This window comes from Fictibacillus arsenicus (assembly GCF_001642935.1).
Classification (GTDB): Bacteria; Bacillota; Bacilli; order Bacillales; family Fictibacillaceae; genus Fictibacillus; species Fictibacillus arsenicus_B.
Window position 1 is genome coordinate 432,609 of record NZ_CP016761.1, and the last position, 16,652, is coordinate 449,260.

Consider the following 16,652-nt stretch of genomic DNA (forward strand, 5'->3'; position numbering starts at 1 on the left):
TTGACTTCAGAAAAAGAAAAGATGATTAACGGTGAAATGTATCGGCCAAATGATCCTCAATTAGAGAAAGAGCGCATAGAAGCAAGAAGGTTAACGAGATTGTACAATGACACTTTCGAGAACGAGGCTGAAAAGAGAAGCAAGCTTATTAAAGAATTATTTGGCTCAACTGGTGAAAACATTGGTATAGAACCTAATTTCAAATGTGATTACGGGTACAACATACATGTTGGGAAAAACTTCTACGCGAACTTTGATTGTACAATTCTAGATGTTTGTGAAGTTCGCATTGGGGATAACTGCATGATGGCCCCAGGGGTTCATATCTATACGGCAACACATCCGTTAGATCCTCATGAACGAAACTCAGGGAAGGAATATGGAAAGCCTGTTCATATTGGAGATAATGTATGGCTAGGAGGCGGTTCTATTATTAATCCAGGTGTAACAATCGGCAACAATGCTGTAATTGCATCAGGGGCGGTAGTCACGAAAGATATACCAGATAAAGCAGTTGTAGGTGGAAACCCAGCAAGAATTATAAAAGAGCTTTCAGTAAAATAATAATTTTATTGCTTCAAAAATTCTGATATATACACACTATCCACATGGTTTTCCACAGAAACTGTGTACAATCCACAATTTTTGCACAGAATTGCACATATTAATTTATATGGTTAATCAATTTATTCACATTATACACATAGCTGTTGATAACTTTATCCACAGGTTATGCACTTTTGAAAATTCCTTATATTAAAAAAAGACCTGCTATCCCAGCAGGTCTTTTTGCACTTAGCGACGGCCGTTTTTCTGGCGTCGGTCAGCGGCTTGTGCACGAGCTTGCGCTTCAAGATCGTTTTGATCTGCCAATTCACTTGAGTACTCGACGTCAAGTCCTTTGGCTTGTGAAGCATTAGCTTTGTTGTGCGATGGGGACTTTCGGTTACGTTTTTCCACAAAAATACCTCCTTAAAGATATACAATGTTTGAAACGTAAATCAAAAGCTTGTGAGGAACTTGTCCTCGAACTTAGAATGTGCAGAATACTAAAATCTGATACAGGAAGAATTCACCACTTATGAATAGTCTTCATTCGTCATTTCTTTAGTTTCTGCAACGGATTCTGCAGATTTTAATTCTTCTTTGTAAGTGACTTCTTGCGTTTTGGTTAAATCGTTATTGCGTTCTTTTGCTTCGCGTTTGCTGCTTTTCATAATAAAGACCTCCTTTAAAAATTTTCTAAAGCTTTTGTGTTGCTCTTCATTGAAAAATTGATTGGAGTGAAAGGTGCGAGACTCCTGCGGGACGAGCGGTCAGGTGGAGACTCCTAACGGCGCAAAGCGCCAGGAGGCTCACCGCACGCCCCGCGGAAAGCGAGCATCCTGTAACGGAAATCAACTGCTTTCAAGAGCATCAAAGTTTTACCGAAAAAGCCAAAAAAAGACCACCCTCAAAAGATGAAGGTGGTCTTAGTATGTGCAAGCTTTATTAACTTGTTTCGTGTATTAAGCTTCCTTTAATTGCTCCTCTGCCACTTCAAGCGGCTGAGTACGCAGCTGATGCATCAAATAGTTATCTTTTTCGATCTGATAAAGGTTATAAATTTCTTCGCCTTGATTGAGCTGGTCGTAGATATCCTTGCGTGATTCATTTGCAAGCGTCACATAAGGGATTTTTTCTGCAGCTTTTTGTGAGCGAATGTTTACCTTTCGGATTCTCATAAATACGGTATGAATATCCTTTTCAAAAAATAACTCAGAAAAAAATGCTTCTTTTGCTAAGTTATTATAACCCTTGCCAAAGTATGGCTGACCGATCCATGTTCCAAGAAAACCGTAGCCATCTTGAACATCGAATAAATTAATGGTGCCGATAGGATTATGCCACTCATCCAAAATCGTTCTGGAAATGATATTTCCTTGGTCTTCTTCCTCGATCGTTTGCTTCGTTAAAAACATGAATTCTTCAAAAGAAGCAGCTTTTTGACGTACAAAAGGGAAGACGTCTGGGTGCACCATTAAATTGTAAAGAACATGACTGTCTGATAAATCACGCTTTTTCAACAATTTAATCCCTCCTAGAGGGCAGAATTATCCCCCACCCTCGAATTAAGAATAAAAATTAATTCGGGGTGGGAATCGAACCCACTAGGACCAGTCATAGCTGGTGGCGCACCAATTGCCTTCCCTTGCTCAATATTTAATTTATGAAAATAATTTTTGTGTTCAAAGAGCACTTTTTAGTTAACCCGGATTAATTGAAATCCGCATGTTGCTCTTCTTGTATCATAAGACATTTTTCTAAAAAAGAAAATAGTTATTTTATAGATTTTTTGTAAATTATTTCGCCTTCAATCATCGTCATAACTGGGGTTGCAGAAAAGTGGAACGGATGCTCTGTCCACAAGGATAAATCAGCATCTTTCCCGGGTTCAATACTTCCGACACGATTCGCTATTCCAAGGTTTCTGGCTGGTGCAATCGTGATTCCTTCAAGCGCCTTTTTTTCGCTTAAACCTTCCCGTACTGCAATAGCTGCACAAACGTTCAAGTATTGGATAGGGATATATGGATGATCAGTTGTGATCGAAACTTCGACATTATTTTCAGATAGTATACGATACGTGTCCCATGTTTTGTTTTTTAGTTCAATCTTAGACTTTCGGGTTAATGTTGGCCCAACGCTGACCTTCAGATTTAGATCTTTTAACGAATCTGCAATTAAGTGTCCTTCTGTACAATGCTCAATTCGGAAATCCAGGTTAAACTCTTCTGCAAATCGGACAGCTGACAATATATCATCAGCACGGTGAGCATGGATACGCACAGGTATCTCGCGATTTAAGGCTGCAGCAATCGGAGCGACACGGAGATTATCCTGATAAGCCGAACCCTGTGCCTGGTAAAAAGCTTCACGGAGCATACCCATAATTCCCATGCGGGTAATGGAATCATTATGGCGTCCGCTATGGATCCGTTTTGGATTCTCTCCTAGTGCAATTTTAAGTCCAGCCGTTTCTTTTATAATCATTTTCCGTATATCATGACCGTGTGTTTTAATAACTGAAGTCGTGCCGCCGATTACATTCGCGCTTCCTGGCATGATGTGGGCGGTAGTAACTCCGAATCTTACAGCATCTTTAAATGCAATGTCCAGAGGATGACAGCCGTCGATCGCGCGTATATGCGGTGTAAGTACCTCATGTGTTTCATTGGCATCGTTTCCTGCCCAGCCTGTCCCTTCATCATAAAGACCCAGATGTGTATGTACATCAATAAATCCAGGGAGAAGATGAAGGTTTTCTGCATGTATAACTTCCATTTCAGAAGAAGGCTCAATATTAGGTTCAACAGCAAGGATCTTTCCGTTTTCTATTAAAACATCTCCTTGCTCCAGTTCAGAGCTCGTTATAGGGTAAACTTTTGCTTTTTGAATTAACTTTTTCATAATGAATCACCTAGTCATTTGTTTTTATTAGGCTCATTTCGAAAAAATTGTTGCTTTCAAACATTTTTTTGTTGAGTACGCTTCTTCGAATAGTTGATTGGAGCGCAAGGTGCGAGACTCCTCGAAAATGAAAATCACATTTTCTTCGTGCGATGTAACGCTGTCGAAGCCTTCCTTGTCCTGCGGGATCAGCGGGACAGGTGAGACTCCTAAGGGCGCAAAGCTCCGAGGAGGCTTACCGCACGCCCCGCGGAAAGCGAGCATTCTGGAGCGGAAATCAACATGATCTAGTAGCAACAAGTATTACGAAAGCCTTTTAATATCATTGTAACAAATCATGTAAAGCCCCCTTTAAGTGAGGATATTTAAATGAAAAATCTAAGTTCATCGCTTTTTCAGGAAGTACTTGCTGGCCTTTTAAAATCAGCATGCTCATTTCTCCAAATAGAAGCTTAAAAGCTAATGCAGGGGCAGGCAGCCAGTGTGGCCGATGCATCACATCTCCTGTAACTTGGCCAAACTCTTTCATCGTAACAGGCCCAGGAGCTGTTACGTTTACGGGACCAGCGTATTTATCGTTTAGGAGCGTTTCTTTTATTAAGCGGGAAACATCTTCAACATGCACCCATGAAACCCACTGTTCACCAGACCCTACAGTTCCTCCTGCGAAAAAACGGTAAGGGAGAGATAACTTTGGGAGGACACCGCCACCACTGCCTAAGATTAATCCAAAACGTGTAAAGACGGTTCTGCATCCTAGAGTCTTCGCTTCGCTTGCTTTGATTTCCCATGCTTTAACGACTTCAGCTAAAAAGTCAGATCCGTGTCTTGTTGTTTGTTCTGTGAAAACTTCTTTTTCAGATGTTCCATAATAGCCGATTGCAGATGCATTGATCCAGACAGAAGGAGGCTCAGGGAGTTTTTTGGCAAGATCTAAGAGGGATTCCGTTGCTTTTAAACGGCTGTTTAAAATCTTTTGTTTTTTATCGTCAGTCCACCTGCCATTAATGGACTCACCGGCAAGATTAATAACTGCATCGATTTTAGGGAGATTTTTTTCTGGCATGCTTTGAGGAGTTAGCCATTCAACATAAGCAACGTTTTCTTGTTTTGGTTTGTGCATTGCATTTCTTGTCAGGATAAAGACTTTATACTGATCTGTCGTCAATAAATCTGTAATGTGTTTTCCGACAAATCCAGTGCCGCCAGATATTAAAATGTTTTTCATAATAGGCTCCTCTCAACATTATCTTTATTACTATTTACCTCTTCCTATTCAATTCCCTTGTTCTTAGAACGTTAAAAGGGGTATTTTTTCTAACTGCGATAAGACTTATGTTAAAATATAAGGTGAAAGAAGGTGGGTAGATGGCTGTAATAACAAGGATTTCTGCTCAGCAAAAAAATGATGAACGATTTAATGTATTTATTCAAAAAGGAAAAAAAGAAGAGTTCGCTTTTAGTGTGGATGCTGATGTTTTAATAAAGTTTCAGCTGCAAAAAGGAATGGAGATCGATGAGGATGAGTGGCAAGAAATCATCGAAGAAGATGAATATCGAAAGGCTTTTAATAAAGCACTCCATTTTTTGTCGTATCGAATGCGGACAGTCCATGAAATAGCAGCGTATCTTGAGAAAAAAGAGGTTACTGAATCCACGATCAAAAGGGTTATCGATAAATTATCAGAGTATGATTTTGTTAATGATAAAACATTTGCGGATTCGTTCGTGAAAACCCGTATGAATACTTCTTTTAAAGGACCGGGTGCTATCCGGCAAGAGCTTAAGAAAAAAGGCATAGGCGAGGGCGATACGGAAGAGGCGCTAGACCAGTTCACATATGAGGAACAGCTGGAAGCTTCAGTAAAGTTTATTCAAAAACAATTCAGAAGCAATGCAAAACGTTCTGAAAAAGAGCAAAAGCAAAAAATCGCTCAGCAGCTTCAGCAAAAAGGATTCAATTGGGAAGTGATAGAGATGGCTTTTCAAGAAGCAAAGATCAGCCAGACTCCTGAAGAAGAAAAAGAAGCCCTGCTGGTTCATGCGAGAAAAGCGCATCAAAAGTATAAGAAATACAGCGGTTTTGAGTATGAGTCACGCATGAAGCGGTTTTTATACAGCAAGGGCTTTGATTCTTCAGTTATATCGGAAGTTCTAAATGGAGACGAGCTTAACGATCTATAAAAATTTCTGAACGGTTATCGTCCTGATCGAAAATCATTTTTGCTACTGTTTCTGGAGATTTTAAACGGGAGCGGTCTTTAATGTGGTCTGTTTCGTCCCAAAATGGCGTATCCATGCCACCCATATAGACCGCTGTAGGGAATATACCGGTTCCTTCCCATTCTTTGACGAGGCTTTCTGTAAAACCGCGTACAGCAAATTTAGTAGCGCAATAGACAGACTCGTTCACTTTCCCTCTTAGGCCGGCAGTGGAGATAATGTTCATGACTTTGCCGAAGCCTTGTTTTTTAAAAAAAGGAAAAACTGCTTGTGAAGGATAAATCGTTCCATACACATTTGTATTGACCATGAGCTCAATATCCTCTTTTGTTAATGCGTTTAGAGGTTCAAAAACACCAGTTCCGGCGTTGTTTATTAAAAGGTGTACCGATTCTTTTTCAAATATTGCATGTAAAACGGTTTGGACTTGTTCATAATTGGCAGCATCACAAACTTGATAGGAAACGCGATTATTATTTTGTGATAGGGTTCGTACGGCTTCTTGAAGTTTCGATTCCGTGCGTCCGATCAGGCATACATTAAATTCATTGCTGTATTGCTTTGCTAATGCCAAGCCAAGACCTGAACCGCCTCCGGTAATAATGACAGTTTTATTCAATATAATCACTCCTATGTAAAGTAGGTTTGAATCCACGTTTCAGCGTACAGAAAAGAGAGGAAAGATTCAAATGGAAAAAAGATTTAGCGAGATGACTGAGTCGGAAATTAGAGCAGAAATAGCTTCCTTAAGGGCAAAAGCACAAAAAGCAGAACAAATGGGCATGGTAAGTGAGTACGCTGTTCATGAACGCAAAATTGCGATGGCTAAATGCTATCTGATGGACCCTGCAACCATTGAAAGCGGAAAAGAATATGGCATACAAGGAGATCCCGGCTCCACTTTTTCGGTTCTTTACCTAAATGGTATTTTTGCCTGGGGCTATAAAAATAAACAAAGTAATTTAGAGGCATTGCCGATTTCAGTGCTGGAATAAAAATGAAGTTCTTCATTGACAAGTTGATTGGAGTGCAAGGTGCGAGACTCCTGGGGGACGAGTGGGACAGGTGAGACTCCTAATGGCGCGTAGCGTCAAGGAGGCTCACCGCCCGCCCCCCCCCGGAAAGCGAGCAACCTGAAACGGAAATCAACCACCTTCAAGAGCAACAAAGGTTTACGAAGAACAGATATAAATAAAGAAGCGATAACAGGACCGCTTCTTTATTCGTCACTATGAACGCTTACGTGTTTGAATTTCAAGCACATAGTTATTTAGTGCTTGCTGGGTCTCCCCATTCACTTGATTGTACGCATGCTTCGAATTGGCACGCGGAGAGTGAAAGGGGTCAGAGTACTTTCCATTAAATCGTGTTGATGAGAAGTAATCTTTCTTGTTCAACTGATTCACCCCCCAGAATGAAATTCATAACCGCAAGAGTTACTGATCATCTCGGTGTTGATTGGATAGAAACATTCGCTCCTGTGGATGGTCGCGAGTTGATCCATCTGGCCGTTTAGAAGAGAACTCTTCTTTTGCTCTCGGCTCACCTGAGAAGGAGATCCGATTAGGGAAGTTTTTCGATTTGTTACGCATGTGGTATTACCTCCTTTAAATCGGTTCTCAACTAGTATGAAACGTAATAGAAACCTTTATGTGACGGGACTTTCTTTAAAAATTGGATAAGGAGGGAGAATAATGGAAGAGCGTTTTGACAGATTGGCGAAACAGCTTCAAAAAGTGAACCCGGGCCTAAGTTATCAAGAATCAAGGGAATGGGTGGAAGGATTATGGGAAGATTTTGAATCAACCCGCGCAAAAGCAGGCAGGGAATATGAGGGACAAGATGTAACCGAGAAAATGGTGACACAGCTCATTAATTCTTACGGCCACAAGCTGCACGAATACTTCTCCAGCAATCCAAAATTTCAGCGATTCATTAAAAAAGACGGGCCGATTAACTAAGCCCGTCTCTTTACTTATTCATTGTTGTTTAAAAGATCCATCGGTGAGAAATCCATTTTCTTTTTAAGACGGTCTTCTGAGTAGACCCATCCGGTATAAGATGTGATAATGTTCAGGTTCTCATCGAGCTGTACCATGGCGACAAAGGGATAGTGACCTTTACTTCTGTATCGAAGATCAATAAATTGGACCATATGACCATGATCGTTCTTTTCAACTTCCCATCTGTGAACAGGGGAGAAGGAAAGAAAGGCCGAAATATTTTTATCCAATTTTGCCGCATCGATGATTTTTGTCTGCGGAACGGGGAGTCTGTCAAAGGTATCCCAGATCGTCACTTTCCCATTTTTTAAGCCAGCAACGAAAAATTCATGCTTTGATTTTATAGCCAAATGATATTGACCCCAGCGTATTGTGGGACTTGCATAAATTTCTTCTGCTTCCGGTATTTTTTCTAAAACAATTTTGTTTACTCTTTGACGTGCAAGAATGCGCCAGATGTAATAAAAGACAAGAATGACATACACCGCTAAAAATGTGTATCCCGGGTGGACTCCAACATACCAGAGAAGAAGCCCCGCGATATGAAGGAAAAAAATAAATGGATCAAAGATGCTTATTACACCAAGAGCGACCCATTTCCTTGATACAGGATATAAGGCTTGAGTGCCATAAGCGTTAAAAATATCTACAAATACATGCAGGAAAACAGCAATAGCGGTCCATAACAGCAGCTTTCCGCTGTCTGCCTGCGGAACAAATAATGATATGATGCCGAATAATAGAAGCGGCCAGATCACCAATGCAGGCAGGGAATGGGTAAGACCCCTGTGATTACGAATATAGACTGCGTTGTTTTTTAGCTTTAGAATAGTATCAAAATCAGGAGCCTGGGATCCGATTAAAGTCCCGGCAAGGATGGCTTGGGATGTCGCTGGATCATTTGCAATTGCAGGGTCCAGCATGGCTAAACCGCCTAATCCCAACCCCATCACAATATGTGTGCCTGTATCCAAGGCGACCACCTCCTATGTAGGGAATGGAGTGAAAGTTAATGTTAACAGTTTTCATGGAGTATAAAGTAAATCCAGAGACACTTCAATCATATGAATACGAAATGGCATCTGTGATTGAAGAGCTTAAAAAACTAGGCGCATCCGATATTCAGTGGTACAGGGCTGCGGATCAGCCGTCGCTTTATGTTGAATATTTTAAGGTTAACGATAAAGAAGCATATGAATCAATAAAAGAAAAACGTACGTCTTCAGAGCACCCTGTTTTTTCAAAACTTTTCCCGTTTATCTCAGGGGGAGCAGAAAAAATTCACTGCTGGGCGTTTGAAAAAATGAACGTAAAGGAAGATCTCTAAATTGAACACAACAAGTAATAGTATATTTTCCCTCGATGCGTCATATGTGAAACAATTTCAAGAACAATTGCTTACTTGGTATGGTGAAAATAAGCGCACTCTGCCTTGGCGTGAAAACCAGGATCCCTACCGTGTGTGGGTATCCGAAATCATGCTTCAGCAAACAAGAGTGGATACGGTGATTCCTTATTTCAAACGGTTTACAAGTCTTTTTCCTACTCTTCAAGATCTTGCTTATGCAGATGAAGAGAAAGTACTTAAAGCTTGGGAGGGTCTAGGTTATTATTCCCGAGTTCGAAACTTACAAACCGCTGTAAAAGAAGTATGCGAATCTTATGGGGGGAAAGTGCCTGATACAGCAAAGGAAATTGCAGGTTTGAAAGGTGTTGGCCCTTATACTGCTGGAGCTATTTTAAGTATTGCTTATGGCATTCCTGAGCCTGCTGTCGATGGCAATGTGATGCGTGTTTTATCAAGAATACTCTTAGTAGAAGAAGATATCAGCAAACCTAAAACCCGAATTTTGTTTGAAAAAGCTGTACGGGAACTCATATCCCACGAGGATCCGTCATCCTTTAATCAAGCGATGATGGAGCTTGGTGCGTTGATCTGTACACCGAAATCACCAGCTTGCTTACTTTGTCCGATGAGGGAGCTTTGTAAAGGTTTCGAGCAAGGAAAACAGCATGAGCTTCCTGTTAAGCTTGGTAAAACAAAGGTCAGAAAAGCAAAGATGGCAGCAGGAATTTTAGCTGGAGAAGATGGGAGATTCCTTATTCACAAAAGACCTTCGGAAGGTTTGCTGGCAAACATGTGGGAGTTTCCGAATACGGAATATGTTGTTGAGAACAAGAATGCAGAAAAAGATGCATTAAAAGGATATTTGGATGAAAATATTGGTGTCGAGGTTGTACTTGAGGAGAAGGCTGGCTATATTGAGCATGTTTTTTCACACTTGAAATGGGAAATCAATATATGGCAAGGAAAAATGCTGAATGGTAGTGTTGAGCTGCCGCAGGATTGGAAATGGGTAACAGCAGACGAGCTAGATCAATATCCGTTTCCTGTTTCTCATCAAAAAATTATCCGGCTTATAAAGGAGGCAATCATCGTATGAATTTAGAACTTGAAGGAAAAGCAGTCCTCGTTACAGGCGGATCAAAAGGGATCGGCCAGGCGATTGCATATGCATTTCTGGATGAAGGAGCAAAAGTTGGAATTGTAGGACGGACCTTGAGTGATTTGGAAACAGCTCAAAAAGAAGGCATCGAGATTTTTCAAGGGGACGTAACAGATGAACATGATCGTAAACGTATGATGAAAGACTTCTTGGAGAAGTTTGGAACTATTGATGTTCTCGTCAACAATGCAGGCGGCAGTAATGGATCAACAGTTATGGAAACTAGTCTGGAGCAGTTTGAAGAAGCAATGCATCTGAACTTTTTGTCAGCTGTGGACTTGAGCAAGCAAGCGGCAGAAGTAATGAGTGAGAATGCTGACGGGGGAGCAATTATTAACATTTCATCGATCTTCGGCCGTGAATCAGGCGGAAAGCCGACTTATAATGCAAGTAAAGCAGCAATGATCTCTTTCACAAAATCATTTGGAGATGAGATGATTTCCAAAGGTGTCCGTGTAAACGGGGTAGCCCCTGGTTCTATATTGCATGAGACAGGAAATTGGAAAAAAAGATTGGAACAAGATCCTGAAAAAATAAATGCATTCGTTGAAGAACATATTTCGGCTGGACGTTTCGGTACAGTCGAAGAAGTTGCAAATGTTGCAGTATTTTTAGCTTCCAAGAGAGCTTCCTGGGTCGTCGGCAGCACGTTGAACGTCGATGGCGGTCAGTCTTATAGCAATTTTTAATAAAAACAAGCCACAGCGAAGCGGAGCGCTCGCAGAGATTTATGAGCGTTCGCAGAGATTTATGCTCGCCATAATAAAAAAGATCCCCAGAACGCTGGGGATCCACCTTATTCAATCATATTTAACTTCGGTTCCGTGTGTCCAATCAGCTTCGCCGCGCTTTAAGCCGCCGCGGGCTTCGATCTCTTTAATAATCTCTCTGTGAATACTCGTGCCTTCTTCGTTTAGATAAGGGGCCATCTGCTGCAGTGAGTGATGAAAGTAGGCGAGCTCTTCGTCTTTCCATTCATTTTTGCTGGTCATACTCAGTTCGGTCATATCTCTTCCTACATACATGATTCAACCCTCCTTAAATTAGTGTAATCATTCATTTATCCCCCAATTTTCTATCTTTTAATACTGGAAATATATATTAATAAAAACTCCTTATAAAACACATCTCCCCCGGGTAAATTATATTTCGTGGAGGTGAAAAAACATGGACAAACAACAACAACAAAGACAACAACAAGCGTCTAAGACAAACGCTCAACAAGTTCGTCAACAAAACCAACAGTCTCAAGCTGGTCAATCTTACGGAACTGAATTTGCTAGCGAAACTAATGCTCAAGAAGTTCGTCAGCAAAACCAACAGTCTCAACAAGGTAAGAACCAACAACAAAAATAACCTCTATCCAGGAATGCTCCCTAATCACTAGGGGGCATTTTTTGGTTTGTTATTTATTTCAATGTGTATATTCTTCTTTGACAAGTTGATTGAAGCGGAAGTTGCGTGCCTGCTACCTAAGAAACTACTTGCAAGGCATGCGACGAGGAAGCCCACATCGGTAGCATTTACTTGTAGACGCAGGAGCAAGGGTACTTCATGAAGCGGTCAGGTGGAGCCTCCTAATGGCGCAAAGCGGCAGGAGGCTCACCGCACCCGTGGAAAGCGAGCAGCCTGGAGCGGAAATCAACTACTTTAAAACCAGTACGTTTTCTATACATAACCGATGGGAATACTAATTAGAGCGGAATTATTATAAAAAAGGCGTTTATTTTTAAAAAACAGGGACAAGTACATTTCCAAACTATTCTTAAAACGATATAATAAAGTAGAGAAAAAAGCGTGTTTTGTAAGAAAGCAATGATCGGGAATGAAAAAACAAATGTAGAACGAGGTTTAAACATGGAGCTGGTGAATTACCGACAAATGGTTTGAAGAAAGGAGAGTCAGCAACTCAATAGGTAACATTAGCTTCCGGAACTCGGGCAGAAAGGAGAGAGAGATGAGTTTTCCTGCAACCGGAAGTATAATCAATATTCAAAGCTACAAACATAATGGCTACCTCCACCGTAACTGGGAGGATACTGTCATTCTGAAAGGGACTCCCAGTCAGGTTATCTGCGGTAACGACCGGATACTGGTTACCGAATCTGACGGCCGTCAATGGCGGACAAGAGAACCTGCTATTTGCTATTTTAATTCTAAGCAGTGGTTCAACGTGATTGGCATGATACGGGAAGATGGTATCTATTATTACTGCAACCTTGGCTCCCCTTTTATGTGGGACAAGGAAGCATTAAAGTATATCGATTATGATTTAGATATTAAAGTCTTTCCAGATGGAACTTATATCTTATTAGATGAAGATGAATATGAGCTTCACAGAAGAATGATGAGATATCCCAGTCAGCTGGATACGATCATTCAAAAAAATCTTCAAGAATTAATCATGATGGTTACACAAAAAAAGGGACCTTTTGAACCCGGATTTGTGGAACAATGGTATGAAAGATATTTAGAATTTCGTTAAAAAGGAAAACCTGTTGATAGCCGGCAGGTTTTCCTTTTTATGAATACAGAATGGTGTGATTGCATGGATAGTATTAAGCGGTATTTGGCTTTTGTTAAGCCTTACAAATGGCAGATCTTCTGGACGATTTTAATTGGTCTTGCTAAATTCGGAATTCCTTTAATGACTCCGCTTATTCTCAAATATGTGGTGGATGACATTATTCAGAGCACATTGCCATTTGATGAAAAGATGAATAAGCTGTATTGGCTGATGGGCGGTGCGGCTATTATATTTGTTGTTCTGCGTCCTCCGATTGAATATTGGAGACAATATTATGCGCAATGGGTCGGAAGTAAAATTCTATATGATATCCGCGATAAGATGTTCGACCATATTCAGCGTTTAAGTCTTCGTTTTTATTCAAATAACAAATCAGGAGAAATTATTTCAAGAGTCATTCATGATGTTGAGCAGACGAAAACTTTTGTAATCACCGGCCTTATGAATGTATGGCTTGATATGGCAACCATTATTATTGCTGTAGCCATTATGTTTTCCATGGATTTCTGGCTGACTATAGTCGCTTTATCGATGCTGCCGGTCTATGCGTTTTCGGTAAAATTTTTCTATGCCCGTCTCCGCCAGCTGACAAAAGACCGTTCACAGGCACTTGCAGAAGTTCAAGGGCACCTGCATGAACGAGTTCAAGGAATGTCAGTTATTAGAAGCTTTGCGCTGGAAGATCATGAGCAAGTTCAGTTTGATAAGCGCAACTCGAAATTTTTAAATAAAGCAATGGATCATACGAAGTGGAACGCAAAAACATTCTCTGTTGTAAACACAGTGACAGACATCGCTCCCCTGCTTGTTATCGGCTTTGCTGCATATCAAGCCATCAGCGGGAACATCACGATCGGGGCTTTAGTAGCTTTTGTCGCATATATGGACAGGCTTTACAATCCGTTAAGACGCCTTGTCAATTCTTCAACAACACTAACTCAATCCATTGCTTCTATGGACAGGATGTTTGAATTCCTGGATGAATCTTATGATATCCAGGACTCGCCTGGAGCAAAGTCATTAAATAATGTAAAAGGGGCACTGGATTTTGAAAATGTTTCTTTTACATATAATGAGGAAGAAGCAGATGTACTGCATAACGTCTCGTTATCTGTCGTACCTGGGGAAACGATTGCCCTGGTTGGAATGAGCGGGGGAGGAAAGTCATCGTTAATTAGTCTTATTCCGCGGTTTTATGATGTAACAGAAGGCAGCATCAAGCTTGATGGAACAGATATACGAGATTTTCAGGTGAGGTCTTTGCGTGATAAAATCGGAATGGTTCTGCAAGATAATATTTTGTTCAGCGAGTCTGTACGAGCAAACATCCTCATGGGGAATCCAGAGGCTTCAGATGAAGAGATGATCGCAGCCGCTAAAGCAGCGAATGCACATGATTTTATAATGAATCTGCCGCAAGGATACGATACTAAAATAGGAGAGCGGGGAGTAAAGCTTTCAGGCGGCCAAAAGCAGCGTGTGGCTATCTCAAGGGTATTCCTGAAAAATCCGCCAATCCTTATTTTAGATGAAGCGACCTCTGCACTTGATTTAGAAAGCGAGCATCTAATTCAAGAAGCGCTTGAAAAGCTCGCAAAAGACCGTACAACGTTCATCGTTGCCCATCGGCTGTCAACGATCACTCATGCTGACCGCATCATAGTTATTGATCATGGGAAGATTGCCGAAATAGGCAAACATAAGGAATTAATGGAAAAACAAGGACCGTATTATGATTTATTTACGGTTCAGCAATTGAGTTGATGTATGTAAAGACTGGCAGATGCCGGTCTTTTTTTTGTAATCTTTTATGAAATTAATCCAATAAAGTTAGATCTTTTTACCTACATCTAGAGAAGTATTTGTCGATTATTCTGAAAATTAATTATTGTCAAAATGTCAGAGTAGTGTCATAATTCACAACAGAGAAGTAATATTCTAGGAAATTTGACAGCTTAGAGAAAGGAGTGAGATCTCATGGGGAATCCTGTTTTAGAAGTTAAGAACCTGAAAACTTCTTTCCTGACAGAGGATGGCGCAATTCCAGCTGTTGACGGTGTCGATTTTCACATCAATCCCGGCGAAGTATTAGGAATTGTTGGTGAGTCCGGCTGCGGCAAAAGCGTAACATCTCTATCTGTTATGGGCTTAGTACCTACCCCGCCTGGGAAGATCGAAGGGGAAATTCTCTTTAAAGGTGAAAATCTTGCTTCTGCACCAGAAAAAAGGATGCGGCAAATTAGAGGCAATGAGATCGGAATGATTTTTCAGGAGCCGATGACAAGCTTGAATCCGGTTATCACAATCGGTGACCAGCTTATTGAATCACTGCGCATACATAGAAAGTGGTCAAAGAAAGAAGCATGGGGCAAAGCGATTGAAATGCTTAAACTTGTTGGATTGCCAAGAGCTGAAGAGCTTGTAAAAGAGTATCCGCATCAGTTATCGGGAGGTATGCGTCAGCGTGTCATGATCGCGATGGCCATGATCTGTGATCCGAAGCTTCTAATCGCGGACGAGCCTACAACTGCTCTTGATGTGACGATTCAAGCCCAAATTCTAGACTTAATGAAGCGGTTAAACAAAGAAACAGATACTGCCATTATGATGATAACTCATGATCTTGGTGTAGTTGCTGAAATGTGTGAACGTGTAGTTGTTATGTATGCTGGAAAAGTAGTGGAAGAGGGCGATGTGAAAACCATTTTCCAAAACCCGCAGCATCCATATACAGTTGGATTGATCAAGTCAGTACCAGATATGAGGGAGAAGGTTGGAAGGCTTTATTCCATCCCTGGGAATGTTCCAAAGCCTGGTTCCATAAAGTCAGGCTGTTCATTCGCACCGCGCTGTGAGCATGCGGGAACAAGATGTATAACTGAAACTCCTCATCTTAAAACTCAAGAAGGCAGCCATCAGGTGAGATGCTGGCTTTATGAGGAGAAGGGAGTGAACCTGCATGAGTCAGACACAGCCATTAGTTAAAGTAGAGAATCTTAAAATGCATTTTCCGATAAAAGGCGGAGTGCTTGGCAAACAAGTCGGCGAAGTAAAGGCTGTAGATGGTATTTCCTTTTTTATAAAAAAAGGAGAAACACTTGGACTCGTAGGGGAGAGCGGATGCGGCAAGTCCACAACAGGACGAATGCTCTTACGCCTTTTAGAACCTACTGAAGGAAAAATTTACTTCGAAGGCGAAGATATTACTAAACTTTCAACGAACGCGATGAGAAAGAAACGCCGCGAAATGCAGATGGTGTTTCAGGATCCCTTCGCATCACTCAATCCGCGTCATACGGTTGAAAAGATTTTAGAAGAACCTTTAATCGTTCACGGTGTAAAGGACAAAGCTGAACGAAAAAGAAGAGTGAAAGAATTGCTTGAAGTAGTAGGGCTCAGCAGCTGGCATGCTAAACGCTATCCTCACCAATTTTCAGGAGGACAGCGCCAGCGGATAGGGATTGCAAGAGCTCTTGCTGTTAATCCGAAGCTGATCATAGCGGACGAGCCTGTATCTGCGTTGGATGTTTCCATTCAATCGCAAGTGCTGAACCTGATGCAGGACCTGCAGAAAGAATTCGATTTAACCTATCTGTTCATCGCACATGATTTGGGAGTTGTACGCCATATCAGTGACAGAGTTGGAGTGATGTATCTGGGGCATATCGTGGAACTTGCCGATAGTGAAAAACTATACGACAACCCGAAACACCCATACACACAGGCATTATTATCTGCCGTTCCGATTCCAGATGTTGAACATCAAAAGGACCGCGTCATTCTTCAAGGGGATGTACCGAGTCCGTCAAATCCGCCAGCCGGCTGTCCTTTTCATACGAGATGCCCTGCGGCGATGGAACATTGTGCATCAGTAAAACCGGTTTTAAAAGAAGTTGCTGAAGGCCACTACGCTGCCTGCCATTTATACGAATAAACGGTAAG

The 16,652-nt window shown here is 41.3% G+C and carries 22 protein-coding genes; 12 read left to right on the forward strand and 10 right to left on the reverse strand.

Annotated features, from left to right (window positions below; genetic code table 11):
• On the forward strand, positions 1–564 hold the full coding sequence (locus ABE41_RS02420) for a sugar O-acetyltransferase (RefSeq protein ID WP_066286167.1): 564 nt from the start codon (positions 1–3) through the stop codon (positions 562–564).
• A 231-nt stretch (positions 565–795) separates the two neighbouring features.
• On the opposite strand, the gene ABE41_RS20460 is transcribed toward ABE41_RS02420, so the two are convergent.
• The 5 genes from ABE41_RS20460 to ABE41_RS02435 all read right to left on the reverse strand — a co-directional run bounded on the left by ABE41_RS20460 (position 796) and on the right by ABE41_RS02435 (position 4,678).
• Positions 796–960 (reverse strand): YfhD family protein, encoded by a 165-nt coding sequence (locus tag ABE41_RS20460; protein WP_083207620.1) that lies wholly within the window; start codon positions 958–960, stop codon positions 796–798.
• 119 nt (positions 961–1,079) lie between these two features.
• The gene (locus ABE41_RS20880) at positions 1,080–1,217 is read right to left on the reverse strand and encodes a hypothetical protein (protein WP_156774208.1); all 138 of its coding nucleotides are present in this window, start codon (positions 1,215–1,217) and stop codon (positions 1,080–1,082) included.
• Positions 1,218–1,508: 291 nt separating this feature from the next.
• A complete protein-coding gene (locus ABE41_RS02425; protein ID WP_066286169.1) occupies positions 1,509–2,069 on the reverse strand; it encodes a GNAT family N-acetyltransferase in 561 nt (186 codons plus the stop codon).
• 250 nt (positions 2,070–2,319) lie between these two features.
• Complete coding sequence (locus ABE41_RS02430; protein ID WP_066286171.1) at positions 2,320–3,450, reverse strand: amidohydrolase; 1,131 nt, start codon at positions 3,448–3,450, stop codon at positions 2,320–2,322.
• Between the two features lie 322 nt (positions 3,451–3,772).
• Entirely contained in the window at positions 3,773–4,678 is a 906-nt protein-coding gene (locus ABE41_RS02435) for a TIGR01777 family oxidoreductase (RefSeq protein ID WP_066286174.1), read from the reverse strand.
• Between the two features lie 140 nt (positions 4,679–4,818).
• On the opposite strand from ABE41_RS02435, the gene recX reads away from it, so the two are divergent.
• On the forward strand, positions 4,819–5,634 hold the full coding sequence (recX, locus tag ABE41_RS02440) for a recombination regulator RecX (RefSeq protein WP_066286176.1): 816 nt from the start codon (positions 4,819–4,821) through the stop codon (positions 5,632–5,634).
• On the opposite strand, the gene ABE41_RS02445 is transcribed toward recX, so the two are convergent.
• On the reverse strand, positions 5,621–6,292 hold the full coding sequence (locus tag ABE41_RS02445) for an SDR family NAD(P)-dependent oxidoreductase (protein WP_066286178.1): 672 nt from the start codon (positions 6,290–6,292) through the stop codon (positions 5,621–5,623). The two genes, recX and ABE41_RS02445, sit on opposite strands and share 14 nt — an antisense overlap.
• A 70-nt stretch (positions 6,293–6,362) precedes the next feature.
• Between ABE41_RS02445 and ABE41_RS02450 the strand changes: the two genes are divergently transcribed.
• Positions 6,363–6,668 (forward strand): YfhH family protein, encoded by a 306-nt coding sequence (locus tag ABE41_RS02450; protein ID WP_066286183.1) that lies wholly within the window; start codon positions 6,363–6,365, stop codon positions 6,666–6,668.
• 234 nt (positions 6,669–6,902) lie between these two features.
• Here the strand turns inward: ABE41_RS02450 and ABE41_RS20465 are convergent, their stop codons facing one another.
• Positions 6,903–7,070, reverse strand: a complete 168-nt coding sequence (locus tag ABE41_RS20465; protein WP_077364736.1) for a YpzG family protein — start codon at positions 7,068–7,070, stop codon at positions 6,903–6,905.
• Positions 7,071–7,109: 39 nt separating this feature from the next.
• Positions 7,110–7,265, reverse strand: coding sequence for a small, acid-soluble spore protein K (gene sspK / locus ABE41_RS02455; protein ID WP_066286185.1), 156 nt, complete (start codon positions 7,263–7,265; stop codon positions 7,110–7,112).
• Positions 7,266–7,367: 102 nt separating this feature from the next.
• Here sspK and ABE41_RS02460 point away from each other — a divergent pair, with 102 nt between their 5' ends.
• On the forward strand, positions 7,368–7,634 hold the full coding sequence (locus ABE41_RS02460) for a YfhJ family protein (protein ID WP_066286187.1): 267 nt from the start codon (positions 7,368–7,370) through the stop codon (positions 7,632–7,634).
• A 14-nt stretch (positions 7,635–7,648) separates the two neighbouring features.
• On the opposite strand, the gene ABE41_RS02465 is transcribed toward ABE41_RS02460, so the two are convergent.
• Positions 7,649–8,650 carry a metal-dependent hydrolase gene (locus ABE41_RS02465; protein ID WP_066286190.1) on the reverse strand — a complete coding sequence of 334 codons (1,002 nt, stop codon included), beginning with the start codon at positions 8,648–8,650 and terminating at the stop codon, positions 7,649–7,651.
• 38 nt (positions 8,651–8,688) lie between these two features.
• On the opposite strand from ABE41_RS02465, the gene ABE41_RS02470 reads away from it, so the two are divergent.
• From ABE41_RS02470 to ABE41_RS02480, 3 genes are read left to right on the forward strand one after another with little or no spacing between them, the layout of a single operon-like run.
• The gene (locus ABE41_RS02470; protein WP_066286195.1) at positions 8,689–9,003 is read left to right on the forward strand and encodes a hypothetical protein; all 315 of its coding nucleotides are present in this window, start codon (positions 8,689–8,691) and stop codon (positions 9,001–9,003) included.
• Position 9,004: 1 nt separating this feature from the next.
• Positions 9,005–10,120 carry an A/G-specific adenine glycosylase gene (mutY, locus tag ABE41_RS02475; RefSeq protein ID WP_066286202.1) on the forward strand — a complete coding sequence of 372 codons (1,116 nt, stop codon included), beginning with the start codon at positions 9,005–9,007 and terminating at the stop codon, positions 10,118–10,120.
• Positions 10,117–10,872, forward strand: a complete 756-nt coding sequence (locus tag ABE41_RS02480) for an SDR family NAD(P)-dependent oxidoreductase (RefSeq protein ID WP_066286203.1) — start codon at positions 10,117–10,119, stop codon at positions 10,870–10,872. The genes mutY and ABE41_RS02480 overlap by 4 nt, the downstream gene beginning before the upstream one ends.
• 111 nt (positions 10,873–10,983) lie before the next feature.
• Here ABE41_RS02480 and ABE41_RS02485 read toward each other — a convergent pair whose 3' ends face one another.
• Positions 10,984–11,208: a hypothetical protein gene (locus ABE41_RS02485; RefSeq protein ID WP_066286205.1), complete on the reverse strand. Its 225-nt coding sequence runs from the start codon at positions 11,206–11,208 to the stop codon at positions 10,984–10,986.
• Between the two features lie 142 nt (positions 11,209–11,350).
• Between ABE41_RS02485 and ABE41_RS02490 the strand changes: the two genes are divergently transcribed.
• From ABE41_RS02490 to ABE41_RS02510, 5 genes are all read left to right on the forward strand, one after another.
• Positions 11,351–11,539 (forward strand): gamma-type small acid-soluble spore protein, encoded by a 189-nt coding sequence (locus ABE41_RS02490; protein WP_066286207.1) that lies wholly within the window; start codon positions 11,351–11,353, stop codon positions 11,537–11,539.
• A 601-nt stretch (positions 11,540–12,140) separates the two neighbouring features.
• On the forward strand, positions 12,141–12,668 hold the full coding sequence (gene ntdP / locus ABE41_RS02495) for a nucleoside tri-diphosphate phosphatase (RefSeq protein WP_066286209.1): 528 nt from the start codon (positions 12,141–12,143) through the stop codon (positions 12,666–12,668).
• Between the two features lie 63 nt (positions 12,669–12,731).
• Positions 12,732–14,474, forward strand: a complete 1,743-nt coding sequence (locus tag ABE41_RS02500; RefSeq protein ID WP_066286211.1) for an ABC transporter ATP-binding protein — start codon at positions 12,732–12,734, stop codon at positions 14,472–14,474.
• 213 nt (positions 14,475–14,687) lie between these two features.
• A complete protein-coding gene (locus ABE41_RS02505; protein WP_066286213.1) occupies positions 14,688–15,695 on the forward strand; it encodes an ABC transporter ATP-binding protein in 1,008 nt (335 codons plus the stop codon).
• On the forward strand, positions 15,670–16,644 hold the full coding sequence (locus ABE41_RS02510; protein WP_066286214.1) for an ABC transporter ATP-binding protein: 975 nt from the start codon (positions 15,670–15,672) through the stop codon (positions 16,642–16,644). The genes ABE41_RS02505 and ABE41_RS02510 overlap by 26 nt, the downstream gene beginning before the upstream one ends.
• Positions 16,645–16,652: the final 8 nt, after the last annotated feature.

Excerpts from the sequence above, each read along its gene's own strand:
- ABE41_RS02450 (WP_066286183.1), top strand. The coding sequence starts at position 6,363 with ATGGAAAAAAGATTTAGCGAGATGACTGAGTCGGAAATTAGAGCAGAA.
- ABE41_RS02500 (WP_066286211.1), top strand. The coding sequence starts at position 12,732 with ATGGATAGTATTAAGCGGTATTTGGCTTTTGTTAAGCCTTACAAATGG.
- recX (WP_066286176.1), top strand. The coding sequence starts at position 4,819 with ATGGCTGTAATAACAAGGATTTCTGCTCAGCAAAAAAATGATGAACGA.
- ABE41_RS02435 (WP_066286174.1), bottom strand. The coding sequence starts at position 4,678 with ATGAAAAACATTTTAATATCTGGCGGCACTGGATTTGTCGGAAAACAC.
- ABE41_RS02490 (WP_066286207.1), top strand. The coding sequence starts at position 11,351 with ATGGACAAACAACAACAACAAAGACAACAACAAGCGTCTAAGACAAAC.
- ABE41_RS02505 (WP_066286213.1), top strand. The coding sequence starts at position 14,688 with ATGGGGAATCCTGTTTTAGAAGTTAAGAACCTGAAAACTTCTTTCCTG.
- ntdP (WP_066286209.1), top strand. The coding sequence starts at position 12,141 with ATGAGTTTTCCTGCAACCGGAAGTATAATCAATATTCAAAGCTACAAA.
- ABE41_RS02460 (WP_066286187.1), top strand. The coding sequence starts at position 7,368 with ATGGAAGAGCGTTTTGACAGATTGGCGAAACAGCTTCAAAAAGTGAAC.
- ABE41_RS02510 (WP_066286214.1), top strand. The coding sequence starts at position 15,670 with ATGAGTCAGACACAGCCATTAGTTAAAGTAGAGAATCTTAAAATGCAT.
- ABE41_RS02485 (WP_066286205.1), bottom strand. The coding sequence starts at position 11,208 with ATGTATGTAGGAAGAGATATGACCGAACTGAGTATGACCAGCAAAAAT.
- sspK (WP_066286185.1), bottom strand. The coding sequence starts at position 7,265 with ATGCGTAACAAATCGAAAAACTTCCCTAATCGGATCTCCTTCTCAGGT.
- ABE41_RS20880 (WP_156774208.1), bottom strand. The coding sequence starts at position 1,217 with ATGAAAAGCAGCAAACGCGAAGCAAAAGAACGCAATAACGATTTAACC.
- ABE41_RS02480 (WP_066286203.1), top strand. The coding sequence starts at position 10,117 with ATGAATTTAGAACTTGAAGGAAAAGCAGTCCTCGTTACAGGCGGATCA.
- ABE41_RS02430 (WP_066286171.1), bottom strand. The coding sequence starts at position 3,450 with ATGAAAAAGTTAATTCAAAAAGCAAAAGTTTACCCTATAACGAGCTCT.
- ABE41_RS02470 (WP_066286195.1), top strand. The coding sequence starts at position 8,689 with ATGTTAACAGTTTTCATGGAGTATAAAGTAAATCCAGAGACACTTCAA.